Below are 16,280 nucleotides of genomic sequence, written 5' to 3'. Positions count from 1 at the left end.
GAGTTATGTGAGTCGGAGGTTTTTTCGTATGACCACTTCTTTGCAACCTGTTTATGCCTTGGTCCCGGGTGCGAACCTGGAGGCCTATGTGCACACGGTCAACAGCATTCCATTGCTGACACCGGAGCAGGAGCGTGAACTGGCCGAGAGTCTCTACTATGAGCAGGATTTGGGGGCGGCTCGGCAGATGGTGCTCGCCCACCTGCGTTTTGTCGTACATATCGCCCGTAGCTATAGCGGCTACGGCCTGGCCCAGGCTGACCTGATCCAGGAAGGCAACGTCGGCCTGATGAAGGCAGTGAAGCGCTTCAACCCGGAAATGGGTGTGCGCCTGGTGTCGTTCGCCGTTCACTGGATCAAGGCGGAAATCCACGAGTTCATCCTGCGCAACTGGCGCATCGTGAAAGTCGCGACCACCAAGGCCCAGCGCAAGCTGTTCTTCAACCTGCGCAGCCAGAAAAAACGCCTGGCGTGGCTGAACAACGAAGAAGTCCACCGCGTGGCCGAAAGCCTCGGTGTGGAGCCGCGTGAAGTGCGCGAGATGGAAAGCCGCCTGACCGGCCATGACATGGCCTTCGACCCGGCCGCTGAAGCGGACGACGACAGCGCCTTCCAATCGCCGGCCAACTACCTGGAAGACCACCGGTACGACCCGGCGCGTCAACTGGAAGACGCCGACTGGAGCGACAACTCCAACCACAACCTGCACGAAGCGCTGGAAGTGCTGGACGACCGCAGCCGTGACATCCTCTACCAGCGCTGGCTGGCCGAAGAAAAAGCCACGCTGCACGACCTGGCGCAGAAGTACAACGTGTCGGCTGAGCGGATTCGTCAGCTTGAGAAAAGCGCGATGAACAAGCTGAAGCTGTCGATCGCCGCTTAAAACTGTGGGAGGGGCGGTGCGACGATTCGACTTGCCCCCGATAGCTGAGTGTCAGTCGACATCAAGGTGACTGATCCATTGCTATCGGGGGCAAGCCCCTCCCACATTTATTTCTGTGTTGTGTCAGTCGGACCAAGGCGCCTTGCGCGAATGGTTCAACTCAACCAGATAGCCATCCCCACCCAGCTGGCTCATCTGCTGGCGAATCCATGCCGCCCGCCGTGCCACATAGGCCGTTGGATGGCTGGCGCTCCATACCCGAGGATTGGGTAGCACCGCCGCCAGGTAGCTGGCCTGCTGCCGAGAAAGCGCCTTGGCACTCACCCCGAAGTGATGCTGCGCCGCCGCTTGCGCACCGAACACCCCTTCATCCCATTCCACGCTGTTGAGGTACACCTCAAGGATCCGCTGCTTGGGCCACAGCACCTCGATCAGCCCGGTAAACCAGGCCTCCAGGCCCTTGCGCAGATAACTGCGGCCGGACCACAGGAACAGGTTCTTCGATACCTGCTGGCTCAGCGTACTGGCGCCGCGGATCGAGCCGCCGCGCTCGTTGTGCAGGAGCGCCGCCTGGATCGCGCCGAAATCGAAGCCCCAATGTTGTGGGAAGCGCTGGTCTTCACCCGCCATCACCGCCACTTTGAGGTCGTTGGAGATCTCATCCCACGGCACCCAGGTGCGCTGCAGGTCAATCGGTTCGCCGTCAAACCAGGATTCGATCTTGCGCTCCACCATCAGCGCCGTGAACGGCGGCGGTACGACACGAAACAGCAGCACCAGCAACACGCTGCCGATGGCAAACCATTTCACGGCTTTGAGAAAACGACTGAAGAGGACACGCAGCATAGAGATGGCTTGGCCGAACCCGTTGAGCGGGCCATTATACAGACCCTGCCCAATGAGTCTGACTGGAGTTCCTCATGCTGCGTGGCTTTCTGATGCTGGCTGCTTTTTTCGGCTTCACCGGTGTCGCCCTCGGTGCGTTCGCCGCTCACGGCTTGAAAAACCGCCTGAGCGCCGAGTACCTGGCGATTTTCCATACCGGCGTGACCTACCAACTGGTCCACACCCTGGCGCTGTTCGGCGTGGCGTTGCTCGCGGCGCACCTGCCTGGCCGCCTGGTCACGTGGGCGGGCGTGTCGTTCGTCGTCGGCATCCTGCTGTTCTCCGGCAGCCTGTACGTGCTGACGATGACTGGCATCAGCAAGCTCGGCATCATCACGCCGTTCGGTGGCCTGGCGTTTCTGCTCGGTTGGTTCCTCCTGGGGCTGGCGGCGTGGCGCTTGCAGCAGGCGGCCTGAAGCGCGCTGCTGATCAAAGGGTCTTGGGCCAGCTACGCCAATCGGGCTAGAATGCTTGCCCCTAAAAACGATGGCGGCCCATGGCATGCGCATTCAGTTGAACGGCGAACCCTTTGAACTGCCCGACGGCGAAACCGTTGCGGCCCTGCTGACCCGTCTGGACCTGACCGGGCGTCGCGTCGCAGTGGAGCTCAACCAGGATATCGTCCCGCGTAGCCAACACGTCGAGACTGCGCTCACCGAAGGTGACCAGGTCGAAGTGGTCCACGCCATCGGCGGCGGCTAGTCGTCCGGCGCCCAGGCGCGCCACCCCGGATTCTGCAGAACCTCACCCCACTTCGAGGATTTCCCATGAGCATCGTTCGTAGCGACAAGCCCTTCGTCCTGGCCGGTCGTACCTACCAGTCCCGTCTGCTGGTAGGCACCGGCAAGTATCGCGATATGGAAGAAACCCGCCTGGCCATCGAAGCCTCGGGCGCTGAGATCGTGACCGTGGCCGTGCGCCGCACCAACATCGGCCAGAACCCGGGCGAACCGAACCTGCTGGATATCCTGCCGCCGGACCGCTACACCATCCTGCCGAACACTGCCGGCTGCTACGACGCCATCGAAGCCGTGCGGACCTGCCGCCTGGCCCGTGAGCTGCTCGACGGCCACAACCTGGTGAAGCTGGAAGTGCTGGCCGACCAGAAAACCCTGTTCCCCAACGTGATCGAAACCCTCAAGGCCGCCGAAACCCTGGTCAAGGAAGGCTTCGACGTGATGGTCTACACCAGTGATGACCCGATCATCGCCCGCCAACTGGCCGAAATCGGCTGCATCGCCGTGATGCCGCTGGCCGGCCTGATCGGCACTGGCCTTGGGATCTGCAACCCGTACAACCTGCAGATCATCCTCGAAGAAGCCAAGATCCCGGTGCTGGTGGATGCGGGCGTGGGCACTGCCTCCGACGCGACCATCGCCATGGAGCTGGGCTGCGAAGCGGTGCTGATGAATTCGGCCATCGCCAATGCCCAACAGCCGATCATGATGGCCGAAGCCATGAAACACGCCATCGTCGCGGGCCGCCTGGCCTACCTCGCCGGGCGCATGCCGAAAAAACTCTACGCCAGCGCCTCCTCGCCGCTGGATGGTCTGATCAAGTAAGAGCCATTGATGACTGAATCAAACGAAACGCCGAACACCGTGGAACAGGGCGACGAGTCCAAGCACCGCCGCATCAAGAGCTTTGTGATGCGCGCCGGTCGCATGACCGAAGGCCAGCAAAAGGGCCTGGAGCAAGGCACGCCGCTGTTCGTCCTGCCCCTGGCCGACGCGCCGGTGGACTATGACCAAGTGTTCGGCCGTTCGGCCCCGCGCTCCCTGGAAATCGGCTTCGGTATGGGCCACTCCCTGCTGGAAATGGCCGCCGCCGCGCCGGAACAGGATTTCATCGGTGTGGAAGTCCATCGCCCGGGTGTCGGCGCGCTGCTCAATGGCGTGCTGACCCAGGGTTTGACCAACCTGCGGGTCTACGACTGCGACGCGATTGAAGTGCTCAACCGCTGCATCGCCGACAACAGCCTCGATCGCCTGATGCTGTTTTTCCCCGATCCATGGCACAAAAGCCGTCACCACAAGCGCCGCATCGTCCAGGCGTCTTTCGCGGAACTGGTGCGCAGCAAGCTGAAAGTCGGCGGTATCTTGCACATGGCCACCGACTGGGAACCCTATGCGGAATACATGCTGGAAGTGATGAACGTCGCCCCTGGCTACCGCAACCTGGCCGAAGACGGCAAATGCGTACCACGCCCGGCCGAGCGCCCGATCACCAAGTTCGAACGCCGCGGCGAGCGGTTGGGGCATGGGGTGTGGGATCTGAAGTTCGAGAAAGTCGACTGATCAGCCAGTAACTTGGAATGCGGTCAAAAAATGTGGGAGGGGGCTTGCCCCCGATAGCGGTGGGTCAGTCATAGAGTGGTTGACTGACACTCTGCTATCGGGGGCAAGCCCCTCCCACATTGGTTTTGTGTTGGGTTTGGGATCAGCGGCGGTCGGCGACGACGCCGATCAATACCAGCACCACCACCAATACCGGCGCCAGGCTGTAGTTATTGAACTGGCTCAGCCCCCGCACAATCCACGGCGTGGCGTAGATCAGCGCGGCGCCGCTGCCGATCATGCACAGCAGGGCCATCAACGGTACGCGCAAGGCGCCGGCGATGCTGCCCAGGCGGGCTTCGACCCAGCCTTTGATATCGGCGCCGAACAGCACCAACAGGCAGCCGACGAGGGCCAGGGAGATTTCCGATAGGTTGCTGCGGCTCCAGCGGGATACGGTGGCGAGCAGGTCGAGTACCAAATCCATTCGATTTCCTTAAGAGCGATCAGCTCAAAAACTTCTGCAACAGGTCATTGAGAAAGAGTTGCCCGCGGTCGGTGGCCGCCAGGCGTGACGGTTCGACCTGCATTAAGCCACTTTGTTCTGCCTCGGTGCGGCCTTGCGCGAGGCTTGCCAGCGCCAGCCCGGTGCGTTCGGCGTAGAGCTTGGCGTCGACGCCTTCGGTGAGGCGCAGGGCGTTCATCAGGAACTCGAACGGCAGCTCTTCGTTGGTCAGCGCGTTCGTGCCGGCCAGGAAGCTTTTGGCCGGGTTGAGGTAGTCCTTCGGTGCGCGGGTCTTCCAGGTGCGGACGATGCGCCCGTCCGGGTGGCTGAGCTTGCCATGGGCGCCAGCACCGATGCCGATGAAGTCGCCGAAGCTCCAGTAGTTGAGGTTATGTCGCGCCGCTCGCCCCGGTTGCGCATAGGCCGATACTTCATATTGCGCGTAACCGTGTTCGGCCAGCAGCGCCTGGCCAGCTTCCTGGATATCCCACAGGGTGTCGTCTTCCGGCAGCGTCGGCGGCTGGTTCCAGAATACGGTGTTGGGCTCCAGGGTCAGTTGGTACCACGACAAATGGGTCGGTTTGAGCGCGATGGCCTGGCGCAGGTCGCTCAGGGCGTCGTCCAGGGACTGATCGGGCAAGCCATGCATCAGGTCCAGGTTGAAATTGTCGAACCCGGCCTGGCGCGCCATGCCGGCGGCGCGCACGGCTTCATCGCCGTTGTGGATACGGCCCAGGGCCGCGAGTTTTTCCTGCTGGAAGCTCTGGATGCCGATGGACAGGCGATTGATCCCCAGCTTGCGGTACGCCACGAACTTCTCTTGCTCGAACGTTCCCGGGTTGGCTTCCAGGGTGATCTCGATGTCGTCGGCAAACGGGATGCGCGCTTCCACGCCCTTGAGCAGACGGCCCAGCGCGGCGGCACTGAACAGGCTCGGCGTGCCGCCACCGAAGAAGATCGAACTCAGTTCCCTGCCATAAACCGCGTGCAGGTCCTGATCGAGGTCGGCCAGCAGCGCATCGACGTACTCTTCTTCCGGCAACACAGGGCTGGCGGTGTGGGAGTTGAAGTCGCAATAAGGGCATTTGCGCACGCACCACGGGATGTGGATGTACAGCGCCAGGGGCGGCAGATGGGGCAGGGTCGCCCGTGGTGTTTGCGCGCCGCCGTGGATCAGCGGCTGCGCGGAGGTGTTCTGGGTCATTTCAAGCCCAGGCGCTGGCGCAGCAAAGCCATGGCGCGGGCGCGGTGGCTGATCTGGTTTTTGTCGGCCGGGCTCAGTTCGGCGCTGGAGACATCGCGCTCCGGCACCCAGAACAGCGGGTCGTAGCCAAACCCATGCGCGCCGCTGGCTGCATGCAGGATGCGCCCGTGCCACAGGCCTTCGCAGAGGATCGGCAACGGATCGTCGGCATGCCGCACCAGGGCCAGCACGCAGACGAACTGCGCGCCACGCTCGGCATCCGGCACGTCCTTGAGCACATCGAGCAGCTTGGCGTTGTTCGCCGCGTCGCCTTTGCCGTCGGCATAGCGCGCCGAATAGATACCGGGGGCGCCGCCGAGGAAGTCCACCGCCAGGCCCGAGTCGTCCGCCAGCGCCGGCAGGCCGGACAGGCGCGCGGCATTGCGCGCCTTGAGGATGGCGTTCTCGACGAACGACAGGCCCGTTTCTTCGGGCTCGACCTGGCTGAACTCGCCGATCGAGCGCAGTTGCACGGACTCGCCGAGCATGGCCTGGAGTTCTTTGAGTTTGCCGGCGTTATGGCTGGCCAGCACGAGTTGAGTCAGGTTCATCAGTCCGCCGGAAACAGTTCCTGGTTGAATTGGAAACCATGGGCCTTGCCGCCGGTTTCAACGTTGATGGTGAAAACCCGCACTTCCTGTTGCGGCACGTTGTAGGGCGCGAGGTAATAGATCGCACCTTTTTCGGTAATCTGCTTGAACGTCAGGATTTCGCTCCTGCCGCTCAGGTCTTTGATCGTGCCGGTCACTTGCGCGGTCACGGGCGTCACGCCCTTGATCACGGTCACGTTGATCAAGCCCTTGTTCTTGCTGCGTACCACGCCGACAGCCTGGGCCGTATCGGGTTGCAGGAAGCTGGAGGTGAAGGTGTTGTAGTGTACGGTGATATCGCCAAATTCCTTCTGGCGCTTACTGTCGATGGCATCGGCGGCCATGGCGCTGACGCCCAGGCACGCGGTGAGTAGAAATACAGCCAGGCGTCTCATATTCGTCTTCCTCGAAAATAGTTAGACGGCGATCTTGTGGTCTGTCAGGCCCGGGCTGCTGACCCGGTAGATCCCGATTTCACCCAACAGGTTGGGCCATAGTTTACTCGCCCAGCCGTGGCGGTGCTGTTGATCGACGGCAAGGCGGTTGATCACCTTGGCTTCCCGCTCGCCACACAGGGCTTCGAAGTCTTCGAAGGTGCAAAAGTGGATGTTCGGCGTGTTGTACCACGTGTACGGCAGGAAATCCGACACCGGCATGCGGCCCTTGGTGGCCAGGTACCAGCGGCAGCGCCAGTGACCGAAGTTGGGGAAGGTGATGATGCACTGGCGGCCGACGCGCAGCATTTCGTCGAGGATGCGGTCCGGGTAATGCACCGCCTGCAGGGCCTGGGTCATCACCACGACGTCGAAGCTGTTGCTGGCAAAGTTGCCCAGGCCCTTGTCCAGGTCCTGCTCGATCACGTTGATGCCCTTGGCCACGCACTCGGCGATGTTGTCCGGGTCGTTTTCCAGGCCATAGCCGGTGACTTGCTTGTTGTCGCGCAGCCAGCTCAGCAGTTCGCCATTGCCGCAGCCAAGGTCGAGCACGCGGCTGCCGGCGGGTATCCAGTCTTGGATGATTTCCAGGTCGGCTCTCATGGCGTTCTCACAGAGTTATGCGGTTCATGTAGTTACTGAACGCCTGCAGATAACGAGGAATCGGGATCAGGAAGGCGTCGTGGCCTTGCGGAGCATCGATTTCCAGGTAGCAGACGTCTTTCTTCGCCGCCATCAAGGCATCCACCAGTTCCCGCGAGCGGGCCGGCGAGAAGCGCCAGTCGGTGGTGAACGACATCACGCAGAACTTGGCCGACGCGCCCTCGAAGGTTTTCGCCAGGTCGTCGTCGAAGTTGGCGGCCGGGTCGAAGTAGTCCAGGGCCTTGGTCATCAGCAGGTAGGTGTTGGCGTCAAACCGCCCGGAGAACTCTTCGCCCTGATAGCGCAGGTAGCTTTCCACCTGGAACTCGACGCTGTGGAAGTCGTAGTTGAGCTTCTCGCTCTTGAGGCCGCGGCCGAATTTCTCGCCCATGGAATCGTCGGACAGGTAGGTGATATGCCCGACCATCCGCGCCAGCATCAAGCCGCGCTTGGGGATCACGCCGGCTTCCTGGAACGAGCCGCCGTGGAAGTCCGGGTCGGTCAGGATCGCCTGGCGCGCCACTTCGTTGAAGGCGATGTTCTGCGCCGACAACTTGGGGGCCGAGGCGATGGCCAGGCAATGGCGCACGCGATCGGGGTAAGTGATGGTCCACTGCAGGGCCTGCATGCCGCCGAGGCTGCCGCCGATCACGGCGGCCCATTGCTGGATGCCCAGCCGGTCGGCCAGGCGCGCCTGGCTGTGGACCCAGTCTTCCACGGTCAGCACCGGGAAGTCGGCGCCGAAGGGCTTGCCGGTTTCCGGGTTGAGGCTGCTGGGGCCGGTCGAGCCGTTGCAGCCGCCGAGGTTGTTCAGGCTGACCACAAAGAACTTGTTGGTATCGATGGGCTTGCCGGGGCCGATGCAGCTGTCCCACCAGCCGGGCTTGCGCTCGTCGACGCTGTGGAAGCCCGCGGCGTGATGATGGCCGGACAAGGCGTGGCAGATCAGCACGGCGTTGCTCGCCGTGGCGTTCAACTGGCCGTAGGTTTCATAGATCAGGTCGTAGGCGGGCAGCGAACGTCCACAGGCCAGGGCCAGTGGTTCGCTGAAGTGCGCCATTTGGGGCACGACCAGTCCAACAGAATCGGGGGGGAAGGCAGCTGGCATCGACCCTGCTCTCGTTTAAATGAGGCGTAAGTCTAAAGACCGCTGCCCCTAGCGGCAAGCAAAGGCCGGAGGTTATCCGGCCCTGACACGCAAGCGGGGCCGAATCAGATCAGCCCGAACAGCTCTTTGGGCATGAACGCATAGAACGCCAGGCGCGGGATCACCCAGCTTTGCAGGAGCTGGATCGCGATAAATGCGAAGATCGGCGAGATGTCCAGACCGCCCAGGTTGGGGATCAACCGGCGGAACGGCGCCAGCACCGGTTCGGTGATCTGCGCGACCAGCTCGGCCCCGGGGCTGCGGCTGCCGGGTGCGACCCACGAGAGGATCACGCTGATGATCATCGACCAGAAGAGGATCTTCAAAAACAGCGAGAAAACCCCGATCAGCGCCCATGGCAGCAGCAGGAGGGTCAAGGCCTGGTAGCCGTTGAGCATCAGGATCACCGCGAACAGCAGGATCTGCAGCAGCAGCGCCAGCACCAGCGAGGACATGTCCAGCCCGAACAGGCTCGGGATCACCCGGCGCAGGGGCTTGAGCAGCGGCTGGGTGGCCTTCACCACGAACTGGCACAGCGGGTTGTAGAAGTTCGCCCGCACCAGTTGCAGGATAAAGCGCATCAGCACGATCAGCAGGTACAGGCTGCCCAGGGTCTGGATGATGAAAATGGCAGCGTCATTGATTCCGAGCATGTTCGATTCCTATCTAGTCCAGTTGCAGGTTGGGGACGACTATTTGCCCAGTTGCTCGGCCATCTCGGCCGAACGATGTGCCGCGGCACCCAGTGCTTTTTCCACCAGGGCTTCGAAGCCCCCGGCCTGGAACGATTCAATGGCGGCTTGCGTGGTGCCGCCGGGGGAGGTCACGCGGCGGCGCAGTTCGGCGGCATCCACGTCGCTGGTCACGGCCATCTGCGCGGCGCCCAGGGCGGTTTGCGCGGCCAGTTGCTCGGCGATGTCCCGGCTCAGGCCCAGTTTCACGCCGGCGGCAGTCATGGCTTCGATCAGCAGGAAGAAGTAGGCCGGGCCGCTGCCGGAGACGGCGGTCACCGCGTCCAGTTGCTCTTCCTGTTCCAGCCACAGGGCGATGCCCACGGCGGACAGCAGTTCCTGGGCCTGGTCGCGCTGTTCGGCGCTCACCTGGGCGGTGGCATACAAACCGCTCACGCCTTTGCGCAGCAGCGCCGGGGTGTTGGGCATGCAGCGCACGATGGGCTGGGCGCCGAGCCAGCGGTTCATGCTGGCGCAGGTGATGCCGGCGGCGATGGACACCACCAACTGGTGCGGCTGCAGGCTCGGGCGCAGGCTTTCGCACACGGCTTTCATGGCTTGCGGCTTGACCGCCAGCACGATCACGTCGACGCCCTGGATGGCCTCGGCGTTGTCGGCGAAGGTGTCGATACCGTGTTCGGCGCTGACGCGGGCGCGGGTTTCGGCGCCCGGATCGCTGGCGCGGATCTGTTGGGCTTGCAGGCCCTTGGCCCGCAGGCCGCCGATCAGGCTGGCCGCCATGTTGCCGGCGCCGATAAAGGCAATACGCGTGTTGCTCATGACAGGTCCTTATTCAGAGGGAAGTCGGCCATTTCACGGCTGACCGTAGTCGCGGGCGCCAAACAGGGCGGTACCGATCCGCACCCAGGTGGCGCCTTGGGCGATGGCCGACTCGAGGTCGTGGCTCATGCCCATGGAAAGTGTGTCGAGCGGCAGGTTCAAACTGGCCTGCAGGTCGCGGACGGCGGCGAACGCTGCATCCTGTGCGGCGCGGTCTTCGGTCGGTTCAGGGATCGCCATCAAACCGCGCAACTTCAAGCGCGGCAGGGCGCTGATCGCGTTGGCCAGCGCCGGCAGGTCGGCGGGCGTGCAGCCGGACTTGCTGGCTTCGCCACTGACGTTGACCTGGATGCAGATGTTCAGCGGGGCCAGGTCGGCCGGGCGTTGTTCGGACAGGCGTTGTGCGATTTTCAGGCGGTCCACGGAATGCACCCAAGCGAAGTTCTCGGCGATCGCGCGAGTCTTGTTCGATTGAATGGGGCCGATGAAGTGCCAACTCAAGGGCAGGTCGGTTAATTCGGCCTGTTTGCCCAAGGCTTCCTGCAGGTAGTTTTCGCCGAAATCGCACATCCCGGCGGCATAGGCTTCGCGCACGGCTTGCGCGGGCTTGGTCTTGCTCACGGCCAGCAGGTGGATGCTGTTTGCGTCACGTTGCACGGCGTCGGCTGCGGCGCGGATGCGCTGGCGAACCTGGCCAATGTTGTCTGCTATCGTCGACATTCAAGATGCGCCCGTGGATATGGAGTCCGCGGCATTCTACTGGAAATGGAAAGCCCTATGGATATCACTGAATTACTCACGCACAGCGTGCGCCGGGGCGCCTCCGACCTGCACCTGTCGGCCGGCCTCGCACCGATGCTGCGGATGGATGGCGAGGTCTGGTCCCTGGATGGGCCAGTGCTGTCACCCACGCATGTGGCGGATTTGCTCAGCCCTTTGCTCAACCAGTACCAACAAAAGGATTTCGAAACATCTCTTGAAACGGATTTCGCCTTCGAACTGCCCGGTGTCGGGCGATTCCGGGTGAATGTGTTCCAGCAGGCGCGTGGCATGGGCGCGGTGTTTCGCAACATCCCCGCCCAGGTCCAGAGCCTGGAAAGCCTTGGGTTGGGCGCGGTGTTCCAACGTATCGCCCAACTGCCGCGCGGCCTGGTGCTGGTGACCGGGCCCACCGGCTCGGGCAAGTCGACCACCCTGGCGGCGCTGATCGATCACCTCAACCAGCACCGGCGCCAGCACATCCTCACCTTGGAAGATCCCATCGAATTCATCCACCAGCCCTGCCGGGCCCTGATCAACCAGCGCCAGGTGCATCGCGACACCCACAGTTTTTCGGCGGCCTTGCGCTCGGCACTGCGGCAAGACCCGGATGTGATCCTGGTGGGTGAACTGCGTGACCTGGAAACCATCCGCCTGGCGCTGACGGCGGCTGAGACCGGGCATCTGGTCTTCGGCACCCTGCACACCGCGTCGGCGGCCAAGACCGTGGATCGCCTGGTGGACGTGTTTCCGGCGGGAGAAAAGCCGATGGTCCGCTCGATGCTCTCGGAGTCGCTGCAGGCAGTGGTGTCCCAGGTGTTGGTCAAGAAGATCGGCGGCGGGCGCGTGGCGGCCCATGAAATCATGCTGTGTACGCCCGCCATTCGCAATTTGATCCGCGAAGACAAGGTGGCGCAGATCGTATCGGCGATTCAGACCGGTGGCGCATCGGGGATGCAGACGTTGGATATGCGCTTGAAGGCCTTGGTCACGCAGGGCGTGATCAGCCGGGAGGCGGCGCGGGAGAAGGCGAGGGTGCCGACAGACATATGAGATCTTGTGGGCAATGAAATCAAATGTGGGAGGGGCAAGCCCCTCCCACATGGGTACTGTATTCCAGCTTCAGATCAGCGTTGGACGATCCGCAGGTTGTTCTGTTCTTTCGGCAGAACCCGCTTGGCGATCACGTAGTTCTTGTCCCAGAACGGCTTCTTCAGGGTATCGATGCTGACCGACTTGCCGCGACGCGGTGCGTGGATAAAGCGGTCGTTGCCCAGGTAGATGGCAACGTGGTTAACCCGGCGGCTCTTCAATTTGAAGAACAGCAGGTCGCCCGGCTTCAAGTCCTTGCGGTCAACCTTCTGCCCGTGGCCGGCGGCCATGGCGTTGGAGGTGCGTGGCAAATCCACCGCGGCAACGTCGTTGAACGCATATTTTACCAGGCCGCTGCAGTCGAACCCTTTACTTGGGCTGCTGCCGCCCCAACGATAAGGTGTACCGAGCACATTCACGGCGCGGCTGAGGACGGTGCTGCTTTGCTTGGTGTTACCCGCCATAAGGCCGGGTGTTGCCTTACCGTGGGCCTTGCTCAGTTTAGTCGGGCGGCTGACGGTGGGCTTTACGGATTTGGCCGTGCTGGGTGTGCTGTGGACTTTAGGGGTGAAACCGTTGACGTTAGGAAGTCGTTGCTCACGATTGGTGGCGTGGGCGGCCAGTGGCATTAATAGGCAAATGGTTAGCCATGTCTTGAAAAATGGTCGCATTAGGCGTGGCTCTTATGGGTTTGCGCGCAACTTTATAACAGCTTTTTGTGTCGTTCTCAGGCCGTTTGTCGACTGAACCTTGGGGTCAAACTCAGGAAATACGCGACGAATCGCCGCAATTGTCCTACACAAGTCAGGTGGCATCAGGCTTTCAGGGGAGCGAAGATACCATCGGCCATACGTCGGGCGCATGTAAAAAAGTCACAAAGAAAGTGAAAAAATTTATCTATCGCAGCAAAAGAGGTACGCCATGAACACCTATCGACAGGATGTTTCGCAGCAAGACACCCACAGCAAGGTGATCGGTTACCTGCTCTGGATTTTTGGTTTTACCGGGGCGCATCGCTTCTATTACGGCAAACCCGTCACCGGGACGATCTGGTTTTTCACGTTGGGCTTGCTGGGGATCGGCTGGCTGATCGACTTGTTCCTGATTCCGGCGATGGACCGTGAAGCCGACCTGCGTTTTACCGCCGGCCCGATCGAATACAACGTGGCCTGGATTCTGTTGGCGTTTCTCGGGGTGTTCGGTGTACACCGGATGTATCAGGGCAAATGGATCACCGGCCTGCTGTACCTGCTGACTGGCGGCCTGTTCCTGGTGGGGGTGTTGTATGACTTCTGGACGTTGAATACGCAGATATCGATCCGTAACGCCGAGCTAAGAGGCGGGCGCTGATCTCTCAAGCTCTATAGAGAACCCAATGTGGGAGGGGGCTTGCCCCCGATGGCGGTGGACCAGTCAGCTTATCTGTAGCTGACCCACTGCTATCGGGGGCAAGCCCCTCCCACATTTTTTACCGAGCCCGCTTTAGGCCTGGTAGCTGATGCGTCCGTCCACCAGGGTGTAGCGCACGCTCGCCGGCAGGCTATGGCCGATGAACGGGCAGTTTTCGCCCTTGGACAGCCAGTGCTCGCCGGCAATCGTCGAGCTGGCTGGATCGAACAGCACCAGGTCTGCCGCCGCCCCCACCGCCAACTTGCCCGCTGGCAGGCGCAAGGCGTCGGCAGGGCCTGCACTCAGGCGCGCCAGCAGCGTCGGCAGGTCGAGCAAGCCATCCTCCACCAGCGTCATCGCCAGCGGCAGCAACAGCTCGACGCTGCTGATACCCGGCTCGGTCGCGCCGAACGGTGCCAGCTTGGCATCGCGCTCGTGGGGCTGGTGATGGCTGGAAATCGCCGACACCACACCGGACTTCACCGCCGCACGCAAACCCTCGCGGTCGGCACGGGTGCGCAGCGGTGGTTGTACGTGATACAGGCTGGAGAAGTCGATCAGCGCCTCGTCCGTCAGGATCAACTGATACAGCGCCACGTCCGCCGTCACCGGCAACCCACGGGCCTGGGCCTGGGCGATCAGGGCGACGCCGCGGGCGCTGGTCAGTTGGCTGAAGTGCGCGCGCACGCCGCTTTGTTCCACCAGCAGCAGATCGCGGGCCAGGGCCACGGTTTCCGCGGTCTCCGGGATGCCCGGCAGGCCGAGGAAGCTGGCCACCGCGCCTTCATGGGCCAGGCCGCCTTCGGCCAGGTCGCGGTCCTGGGAGTGGAAGATCACCGTCAGGTCGAAGGTGGCCGCGTATTCCAGGGCACGGCACAGCGTGCGGGTGCTGCGGAAACTCTCCAGGCCGTTGCCGAAAGCCACGCAACCGGCATCGCGCAGCGCGATCAGTTCGGCCAGTTGCTCGCCTTCCAGGCCTTTGCTCAGGGCACCGATGGGGAACACTTTGCAATTGCCGGCTTCGCGGGCGCGGTCGAGGATCAGCTCGGCCACGGCCGAGGTGTCCAGCACCGGTTTGGTGTGCGGCGGGCAGCACAGGCTGGTGACGCCACCGGCGGCGGCGGCGCGGGTTTCGCTGGTGATGTTGCCTTTGCGGCTGTAACCCGGCTCGCGCAGGGCGACGTTCAGGTCGACCAGGCCAGGCGCGGCCACCAGGCCCTTGGCGTCGAGGGTCTCACTGGCGCTGAAGCCAGCGGGCGCAGCGCCGATGGCGATGATCTTGCCGGCTTCCAGATGAAGATCGGTGACTTGATCCAGGCCACTGGCCGGATCAATGACGCGGGCGCCGAGAATGCTGAGCTTCACTGGGCCTTCTCCTGCTCGAATTGACGTTGCGCGGTTTGCCCGCTCATGGCCATGGACAGCACCGCCATGCGTATGGCGATGCCGTAGGTCACCTGGTTGAGAATCACCGACTGGTTGCCGTCGGCCACCGCCGATTCGATCTCCACCCCTCGGTTGATCGGCCCCGGGTGCATCACGATGGCATCCGGCTTGGCTCCGGCCAGACGCGTGGTGGTCAGGCCGAACAGGCGGTAGAACTCGCCTTCGCTCGGCAACAGGCCACCGGACATGCGTTCGCGTTGCAGGCGCAGCATGATCACCACGTCCACATCCTTGAGGCCTTCGGTCATGTCGGTGTAGACCTTCACGCCGTACTGCTCGATGCCGATCGGCAGCAGGGTTTTCGGCGCGATCACGCGGATATCCGGGCAACCCAGGGTTTTCAGGGCCAGCATGTTCGAGCGCGCTACCCGCGAGTGCAGGATGTCGCCGACGATGGCCACCGAAAGGTTTTCAAAGCTGCCTTTGTGCCGACGGATGGTGAGCATGTCGAGCATGCCCTGGGTCGGGTGGGCGTGACGGCCGTCGCCGCCGTTAATGATCGCCACCTGCGGGCAGACGTGCTCGGCGATGAAGTGCGCGGCGCCGGAGTCGCCGTGGCGCACCACGAACATGTCGGCGGCCATCGCTTCAAGGTTGCGCAGGGTGTCGAGCAGGGTCTCGCCCTTGCTCGCCGACGAGGTCGACACGTTCAGTGTGATCACGTCGGCCGACAGGCGCTGGGCCGCCAGTTCGAAGGTGGTGCGGGTGCGCGTGGAGTTCTCGAAGAACACATTGCAGATGGTCTTGCCGCGCAGCAGCGGGACCTTCTTCACCGCGCGGCCACCGACTTCGAGGAACGAGTCGGCGGTGTCGAGGATTTCGGTGAGCAGTTCGCGGGGCAAACCGTCGAGGGACAAGAAGTGTTGCAGCTGGCCCTGAGCATTGAGCTGCAGCGGGCGCTTGGCATCTAGAGGCGTCATCGCGGGGACTCTTTACAAGGCGGTTTAAAGGGCAAGGTCTTGCAGTTCGAGTACGAGCGGCGTGGGACCGGACAATTTTACCCGCTGCTGGGCTGAAAGCGACAGGGTCGCGCCGACCACATCCGGGCTGATCGGCAGCTCGCCGGCGTCCAGGTCCAGCAGGCAGACCAGGGTCACGCTGGCGGGGCGGCCGTAGTCGAACAGCTCGTTCAGCGCGGCACGGACGGTGCGACCGCTCATCAGCACGTCATCGATCAGCACCAGGTGCTGGCCTTCGATCTCGAACGGCAGGGCCGACGGGCGCACTTGCGGGTGCAGGCCGTTCTGGCTGAAGTCGTCGCGGTAGAAGGACACATCCAGCGTACCCAGCGGCGAATCGTTGCCCAGCTCTTGCAGCAGCGCCTGGGCCACCCACACGCCGCCGGTGCGAATGCCGATGAAGCGCGGCTCGCTGATGCCACGGTGTTTCAGGTGGGCCTTGAGGCGAATCGCCATCTGGCTGATCAGTTCGGCGGGGTTTGGCAGGCTCATGGTCGCTCCTTCAAGGCCTTGCGCGGC

Annotated in this window: 21 protein-coding genes; 7 read left to right on the top strand and 14 right to left on the bottom strand. The window is 62.8% G+C overall.

The features are described from left to right. Nucleotides 1-28 precede the first annotated feature (28 nt). Nucleotides 29-883, top strand: a complete 855-nt coding sequence (gene rpoH, locus RGV59_RS03725; protein WP_017845020.1) for an RNA polymerase sigma factor RpoH — start codon at nt 29-31, stop codon at nt 881-883. A gap of 123 nt (nt 884-1,006) precedes the next feature. Here the strand turns inward: rpoH and mtgA are convergent, their stop codons facing one another. Continuing rightward, entirely contained in the window at nt 1,007-1,729 is a 723-nt protein-coding gene (gene mtgA / locus RGV59_RS03720) for a monofunctional biosynthetic peptidoglycan transglycosylase (RefSeq protein ID WP_322246891.1), read from the bottom strand. A gap of 74 nt (nt 1,730-1,803) precedes the next feature. Between mtgA and RGV59_RS03715 the strand changes: the two genes are divergently transcribed. From RGV59_RS03715 to trmB, 4 genes are all read left to right on the top strand, one after another. Then, nucleotides 1,804-2,184, top strand: coding sequence for a DUF423 domain-containing protein (locus tag RGV59_RS03715; protein WP_017845018.1), 381 nt, complete (start codon nt 1,804-1,806; stop codon nt 2,182-2,184). A gap of 85 nt (nt 2,185-2,269) precedes the next feature. Further along, entirely contained in the window at nt 2,270-2,470 is a 201-nt protein-coding gene (thiS, locus tag RGV59_RS03710; RefSeq protein ID WP_008434168.1) for a sulfur carrier protein ThiS, read from the top strand. Between the two features lie 65 nt (nt 2,471-2,535). After that, nucleotides 2,536-3,330, top strand: coding sequence for a thiazole synthase (locus RGV59_RS03705; RefSeq protein ID WP_017845016.1), 795 nt, complete (start codon nt 2,536-2,538; stop codon nt 3,328-3,330). Nucleotides 3,331-3,339: 9 nt separating this feature from the next. Beyond that, complete coding sequence (gene trmB / locus RGV59_RS03700) at nt 3,340-4,065, top strand: tRNA (guanosine(46)-N7)-methyltransferase TrmB (RefSeq protein WP_017845015.1); 726 nt, start codon at nt 3,340-3,342, stop codon at nt 4,063-4,065. Between the two features lie 142 nt (nt 4,066-4,207). Here trmB and RGV59_RS03695 read toward each other — a convergent pair whose 3' ends face one another. The 9 genes from RGV59_RS03695 to RGV59_RS03655 form a co-directional block, all read right to left on the bottom strand. Beyond that, the gene (locus tag RGV59_RS03695) at nt 4,208-4,531 is read right to left on the bottom strand and encodes a DUF3392 domain-containing protein (protein ID WP_003176691.1); all 324 of its coding nucleotides are present in this window, start codon (nt 4,529-4,531) and stop codon (nt 4,208-4,210) included. A gap of 19 nt (nt 4,532-4,550) precedes the next feature. Then, a complete protein-coding gene (gene hemW / locus RGV59_RS03690; RefSeq protein WP_193039529.1) occupies nt 4,551-5,753 on the bottom strand; it encodes a radical SAM family heme chaperone HemW in 1,203 nt (400 codons plus the stop codon). After that, nucleotides 5,750-6,346, bottom strand: a complete 597-nt coding sequence (gene rdgB / locus RGV59_RS03685) for an RdgB/HAM1 family non-canonical purine NTP pyrophosphatase (protein WP_026139793.1) — start codon at nt 6,344-6,346, stop codon at nt 5,750-5,752. Before rdgB ends, hemW begins: the two co-directional genes overlap by 4 nt. Continuing rightward, a complete protein-coding gene (locus tag RGV59_RS03680) occupies nt 6,343-6,777 on the bottom strand; it encodes a DUF4426 domain-containing protein (RefSeq protein WP_017845012.1) in 435 nt (144 codons plus the stop codon). The genes rdgB and RGV59_RS03680 overlap by 4 nt, the downstream gene beginning before the upstream one ends. A 21-nt stretch (nt 6,778-6,798) precedes the next feature. Beyond that, nucleotides 6,799-7,419, bottom strand: a complete 621-nt coding sequence (gene metW / locus RGV59_RS03675; protein WP_017845011.1) for a methionine biosynthesis protein MetW — start codon at nt 7,417-7,419, stop codon at nt 6,799-6,801. Nucleotides 7,420-7,426: 7 nt separating this feature from the next. After that, the gene (metX, locus tag RGV59_RS03670; RefSeq protein WP_046381757.1) at nt 7,427-8,566 is read right to left on the bottom strand and encodes a homoserine O-succinyltransferase MetX; all 1,140 of its coding nucleotides are present in this window, start codon (nt 8,564-8,566) and stop codon (nt 7,427-7,429) included. Between the two features lie 104 nt (nt 8,567-8,670). Then, nucleotides 8,671-9,258 (bottom strand): YggT family protein, encoded by a 588-nt coding sequence (locus RGV59_RS03665; RefSeq protein WP_017845009.1) that lies wholly within the window; start codon nt 9,256-9,258, stop codon nt 8,671-8,673. Between the two features lie 39 nt (nt 9,259-9,297). Next, the gene (gene proC / locus RGV59_RS03660; RefSeq protein WP_017845008.1) at nt 9,298-10,116 is read right to left on the bottom strand and encodes a pyrroline-5-carboxylate reductase; all 819 of its coding nucleotides are present in this window, start codon (nt 10,114-10,116) and stop codon (nt 9,298-9,300) included. 33 nt (nt 10,117-10,149) lie between these two features. Then, entirely contained in the window at nt 10,150-10,836 is a 687-nt protein-coding gene (locus RGV59_RS03655) for a YggS family pyridoxal phosphate-dependent enzyme (protein ID WP_017845007.1), read from the bottom strand. Nucleotides 10,837-10,893: 57 nt separating this feature from the next. Here RGV59_RS03655 and RGV59_RS03650 point away from each other — a divergent pair, with 57 nt between their 5' ends. Continuing rightward, nucleotides 10,894-11,928: a type IV pilus twitching motility protein PilT gene (locus tag RGV59_RS03650; protein ID WP_322246890.1), complete on the top strand. Its 1,035-nt coding sequence runs from the start codon at nt 10,894-10,896 to the stop codon at nt 11,926-11,928. Between the two features lie 74 nt (nt 11,929-12,002). Here RGV59_RS03650 and RGV59_RS03645 read toward each other — a convergent pair whose 3' ends face one another. Next, complete coding sequence (locus RGV59_RS03645) at nt 12,003-12,638, bottom strand: C40 family peptidase (RefSeq protein ID WP_046487813.1); 636 nt, start codon at nt 12,636-12,638, stop codon at nt 12,003-12,005. A 250-nt stretch (nt 12,639-12,888) separates the two neighbouring features. On the opposite strand from RGV59_RS03645, the gene RGV59_RS03640 reads away from it, so the two are divergent. Beyond that, nucleotides 12,889-13,317 (top strand): TM2 domain-containing protein, encoded by a 429-nt coding sequence (locus tag RGV59_RS03640; RefSeq protein WP_017845004.1) that lies wholly within the window; start codon nt 12,889-12,891, stop codon nt 13,315-13,317. A 132-nt stretch (nt 13,318-13,449) separates the two neighbouring features. Here the strand turns inward: RGV59_RS03640 and RGV59_RS03635 are convergent, their stop codons facing one another. The 3 genes from RGV59_RS03635 to pyrR are packed head-to-tail and all read right to left on the bottom strand — an operon-like array spanning nt 13,450 to nt 16,253. Continuing rightward, nucleotides 13,450-14,721 (bottom strand): dihydroorotase, encoded by a 1,272-nt coding sequence (locus tag RGV59_RS03635; RefSeq protein ID WP_322246889.1) that lies wholly within the window; start codon nt 14,719-14,721, stop codon nt 13,450-13,452. Continuing rightward, entirely contained in the window at nt 14,718-15,722 is a 1,005-nt protein-coding gene (locus RGV59_RS03630; RefSeq protein WP_017845002.1) for an aspartate carbamoyltransferase catalytic subunit, read from the bottom strand. The genes RGV59_RS03635 and RGV59_RS03630 overlap by 4 nt, the downstream gene beginning before the upstream one ends. A 24-nt stretch (nt 15,723-15,746) precedes the next feature. Then, nucleotides 15,747-16,253 carry a bifunctional pyr operon transcriptional regulator/uracil phosphoribosyltransferase PyrR gene (gene pyrR, locus RGV59_RS03625; protein ID WP_017845001.1) on the bottom strand — a complete coding sequence of 169 codons (507 nt, stop codon included), beginning with the start codon at nt 16,251-16,253 and terminating at the stop codon, nt 15,747-15,749. Nucleotides 16,254-16,280: the final 27 nt, after the last annotated feature.

The organism is Pseudomonas sp. FG1 (assembly GCF_034313875.1).
GTDB lineage: Bacteria > Pseudomonadota > Gammaproteobacteria > Pseudomonadales > Pseudomonadaceae > Aquipseudomonas > Aquipseudomonas veronii.
The sequence above is the reverse complement of the archived record's forward strand: the minus strand, read 5'-3'. Positions and strand labels throughout refer to the sequence as shown.

Excerpts from the sequence above, each read along its gene's own strand:
- RGV59_RS03630 (WP_017845002.1), bottom strand. The coding sequence starts at position 15,722 with ATGACGCCTCTAGATGCCAAGCGCCCGCTGCAGCTCAATGCTCAGGGC.
- RGV59_RS03655 (WP_017845007.1), bottom strand. The coding sequence starts at position 10,836 with ATGTCGACGATAGCAGACAACATTGGCCAGGTTCGCCAGCGCATCCGC.
- RGV59_RS03640 (WP_017845004.1), top strand. The coding sequence starts at position 12,889 with ATGAACACCTATCGACAGGATGTTTCGCAGCAAGACACCCACAGCAAG.
- hemW (WP_193039529.1), bottom strand. The coding sequence starts at position 5,753 with ATGACCCAGAACACCTCCGCGCAGCCGCTGATCCACGGCGGCGCGCAA.
- proC (WP_017845008.1), bottom strand. The coding sequence starts at position 10,116 with ATGAGCAACACGCGTATTGCCTTTATCGGCGCCGGCAACATGGCGGCC.
- trmB (WP_017845015.1), top strand. The coding sequence starts at position 3,340 with ATGACTGAATCAAACGAAACGCCGAACACCGTGGAACAGGGCGACGAG.
- RGV59_RS03715 (WP_017845018.1), top strand. The coding sequence starts at position 1,804 with ATGCTGCGTGGCTTTCTGATGCTGGCTGCTTTTTTCGGCTTCACCGGT.
- RGV59_RS03650 (WP_322246890.1), top strand. The coding sequence starts at position 10,894 with ATGGATATCACTGAATTACTCACGCACAGCGTGCGCCGGGGCGCCTCC.
- RGV59_RS03665 (WP_017845009.1), bottom strand. The coding sequence starts at position 9,258 with ATGCTCGGAATCAATGACGCTGCCATTTTCATCATCCAGACCCTGGGC.
- rpoH (WP_017845020.1), top strand. The coding sequence starts at position 29 with ATGACCACTTCTTTGCAACCTGTTTATGCCTTGGTCCCGGGTGCGAAC.
- thiS (WP_008434168.1), top strand. The coding sequence starts at position 2,270 with ATGCGCATTCAGTTGAACGGCGAACCCTTTGAACTGCCCGACGGCGAA.
- RGV59_RS03645 (WP_046487813.1), bottom strand. The coding sequence starts at position 12,638 with ATGCGACCATTTTTCAAGACATGGCTAACCATTTGCCTATTAATGCCA.
- metW (WP_017845011.1), bottom strand. The coding sequence starts at position 7,419 with ATGAGAGCCGACCTGGAAATCATCCAAGACTGGATACCCGCCGGCAGC.
- RGV59_RS03680 (WP_017845012.1), bottom strand. The coding sequence starts at position 6,777 with ATGAGACGCCTGGCTGTATTTCTACTCACCGCGTGCCTGGGCGTCAGC.
- pyrR (WP_017845001.1), bottom strand. The coding sequence starts at position 16,253 with ATGAGCCTGCCAAACCCCGCCGAACTGATCAGCCAGATGGCGATTCGC.
- metX (WP_046381757.1), bottom strand. The coding sequence starts at position 8,566 with ATGCCAGCTGCCTTCCCCCCCGATTCTGTTGGACTGGTCGTGCCCCAA.
- mtgA (WP_322246891.1), bottom strand. The coding sequence starts at position 1,729 with ATGCTGCGTGTCCTCTTCAGTCGTTTTCTCAAAGCCGTGAAATGGTTT.
- RGV59_RS03695 (WP_003176691.1), bottom strand. The coding sequence starts at position 4,531 with ATGGATTTGGTACTCGACCTGCTCGCCACCGTATCCCGCTGGAGCCGC.
- RGV59_RS03705 (WP_017845016.1), top strand. The coding sequence starts at position 2,536 with ATGAGCATCGTTCGTAGCGACAAGCCCTTCGTCCTGGCCGGTCGTACC.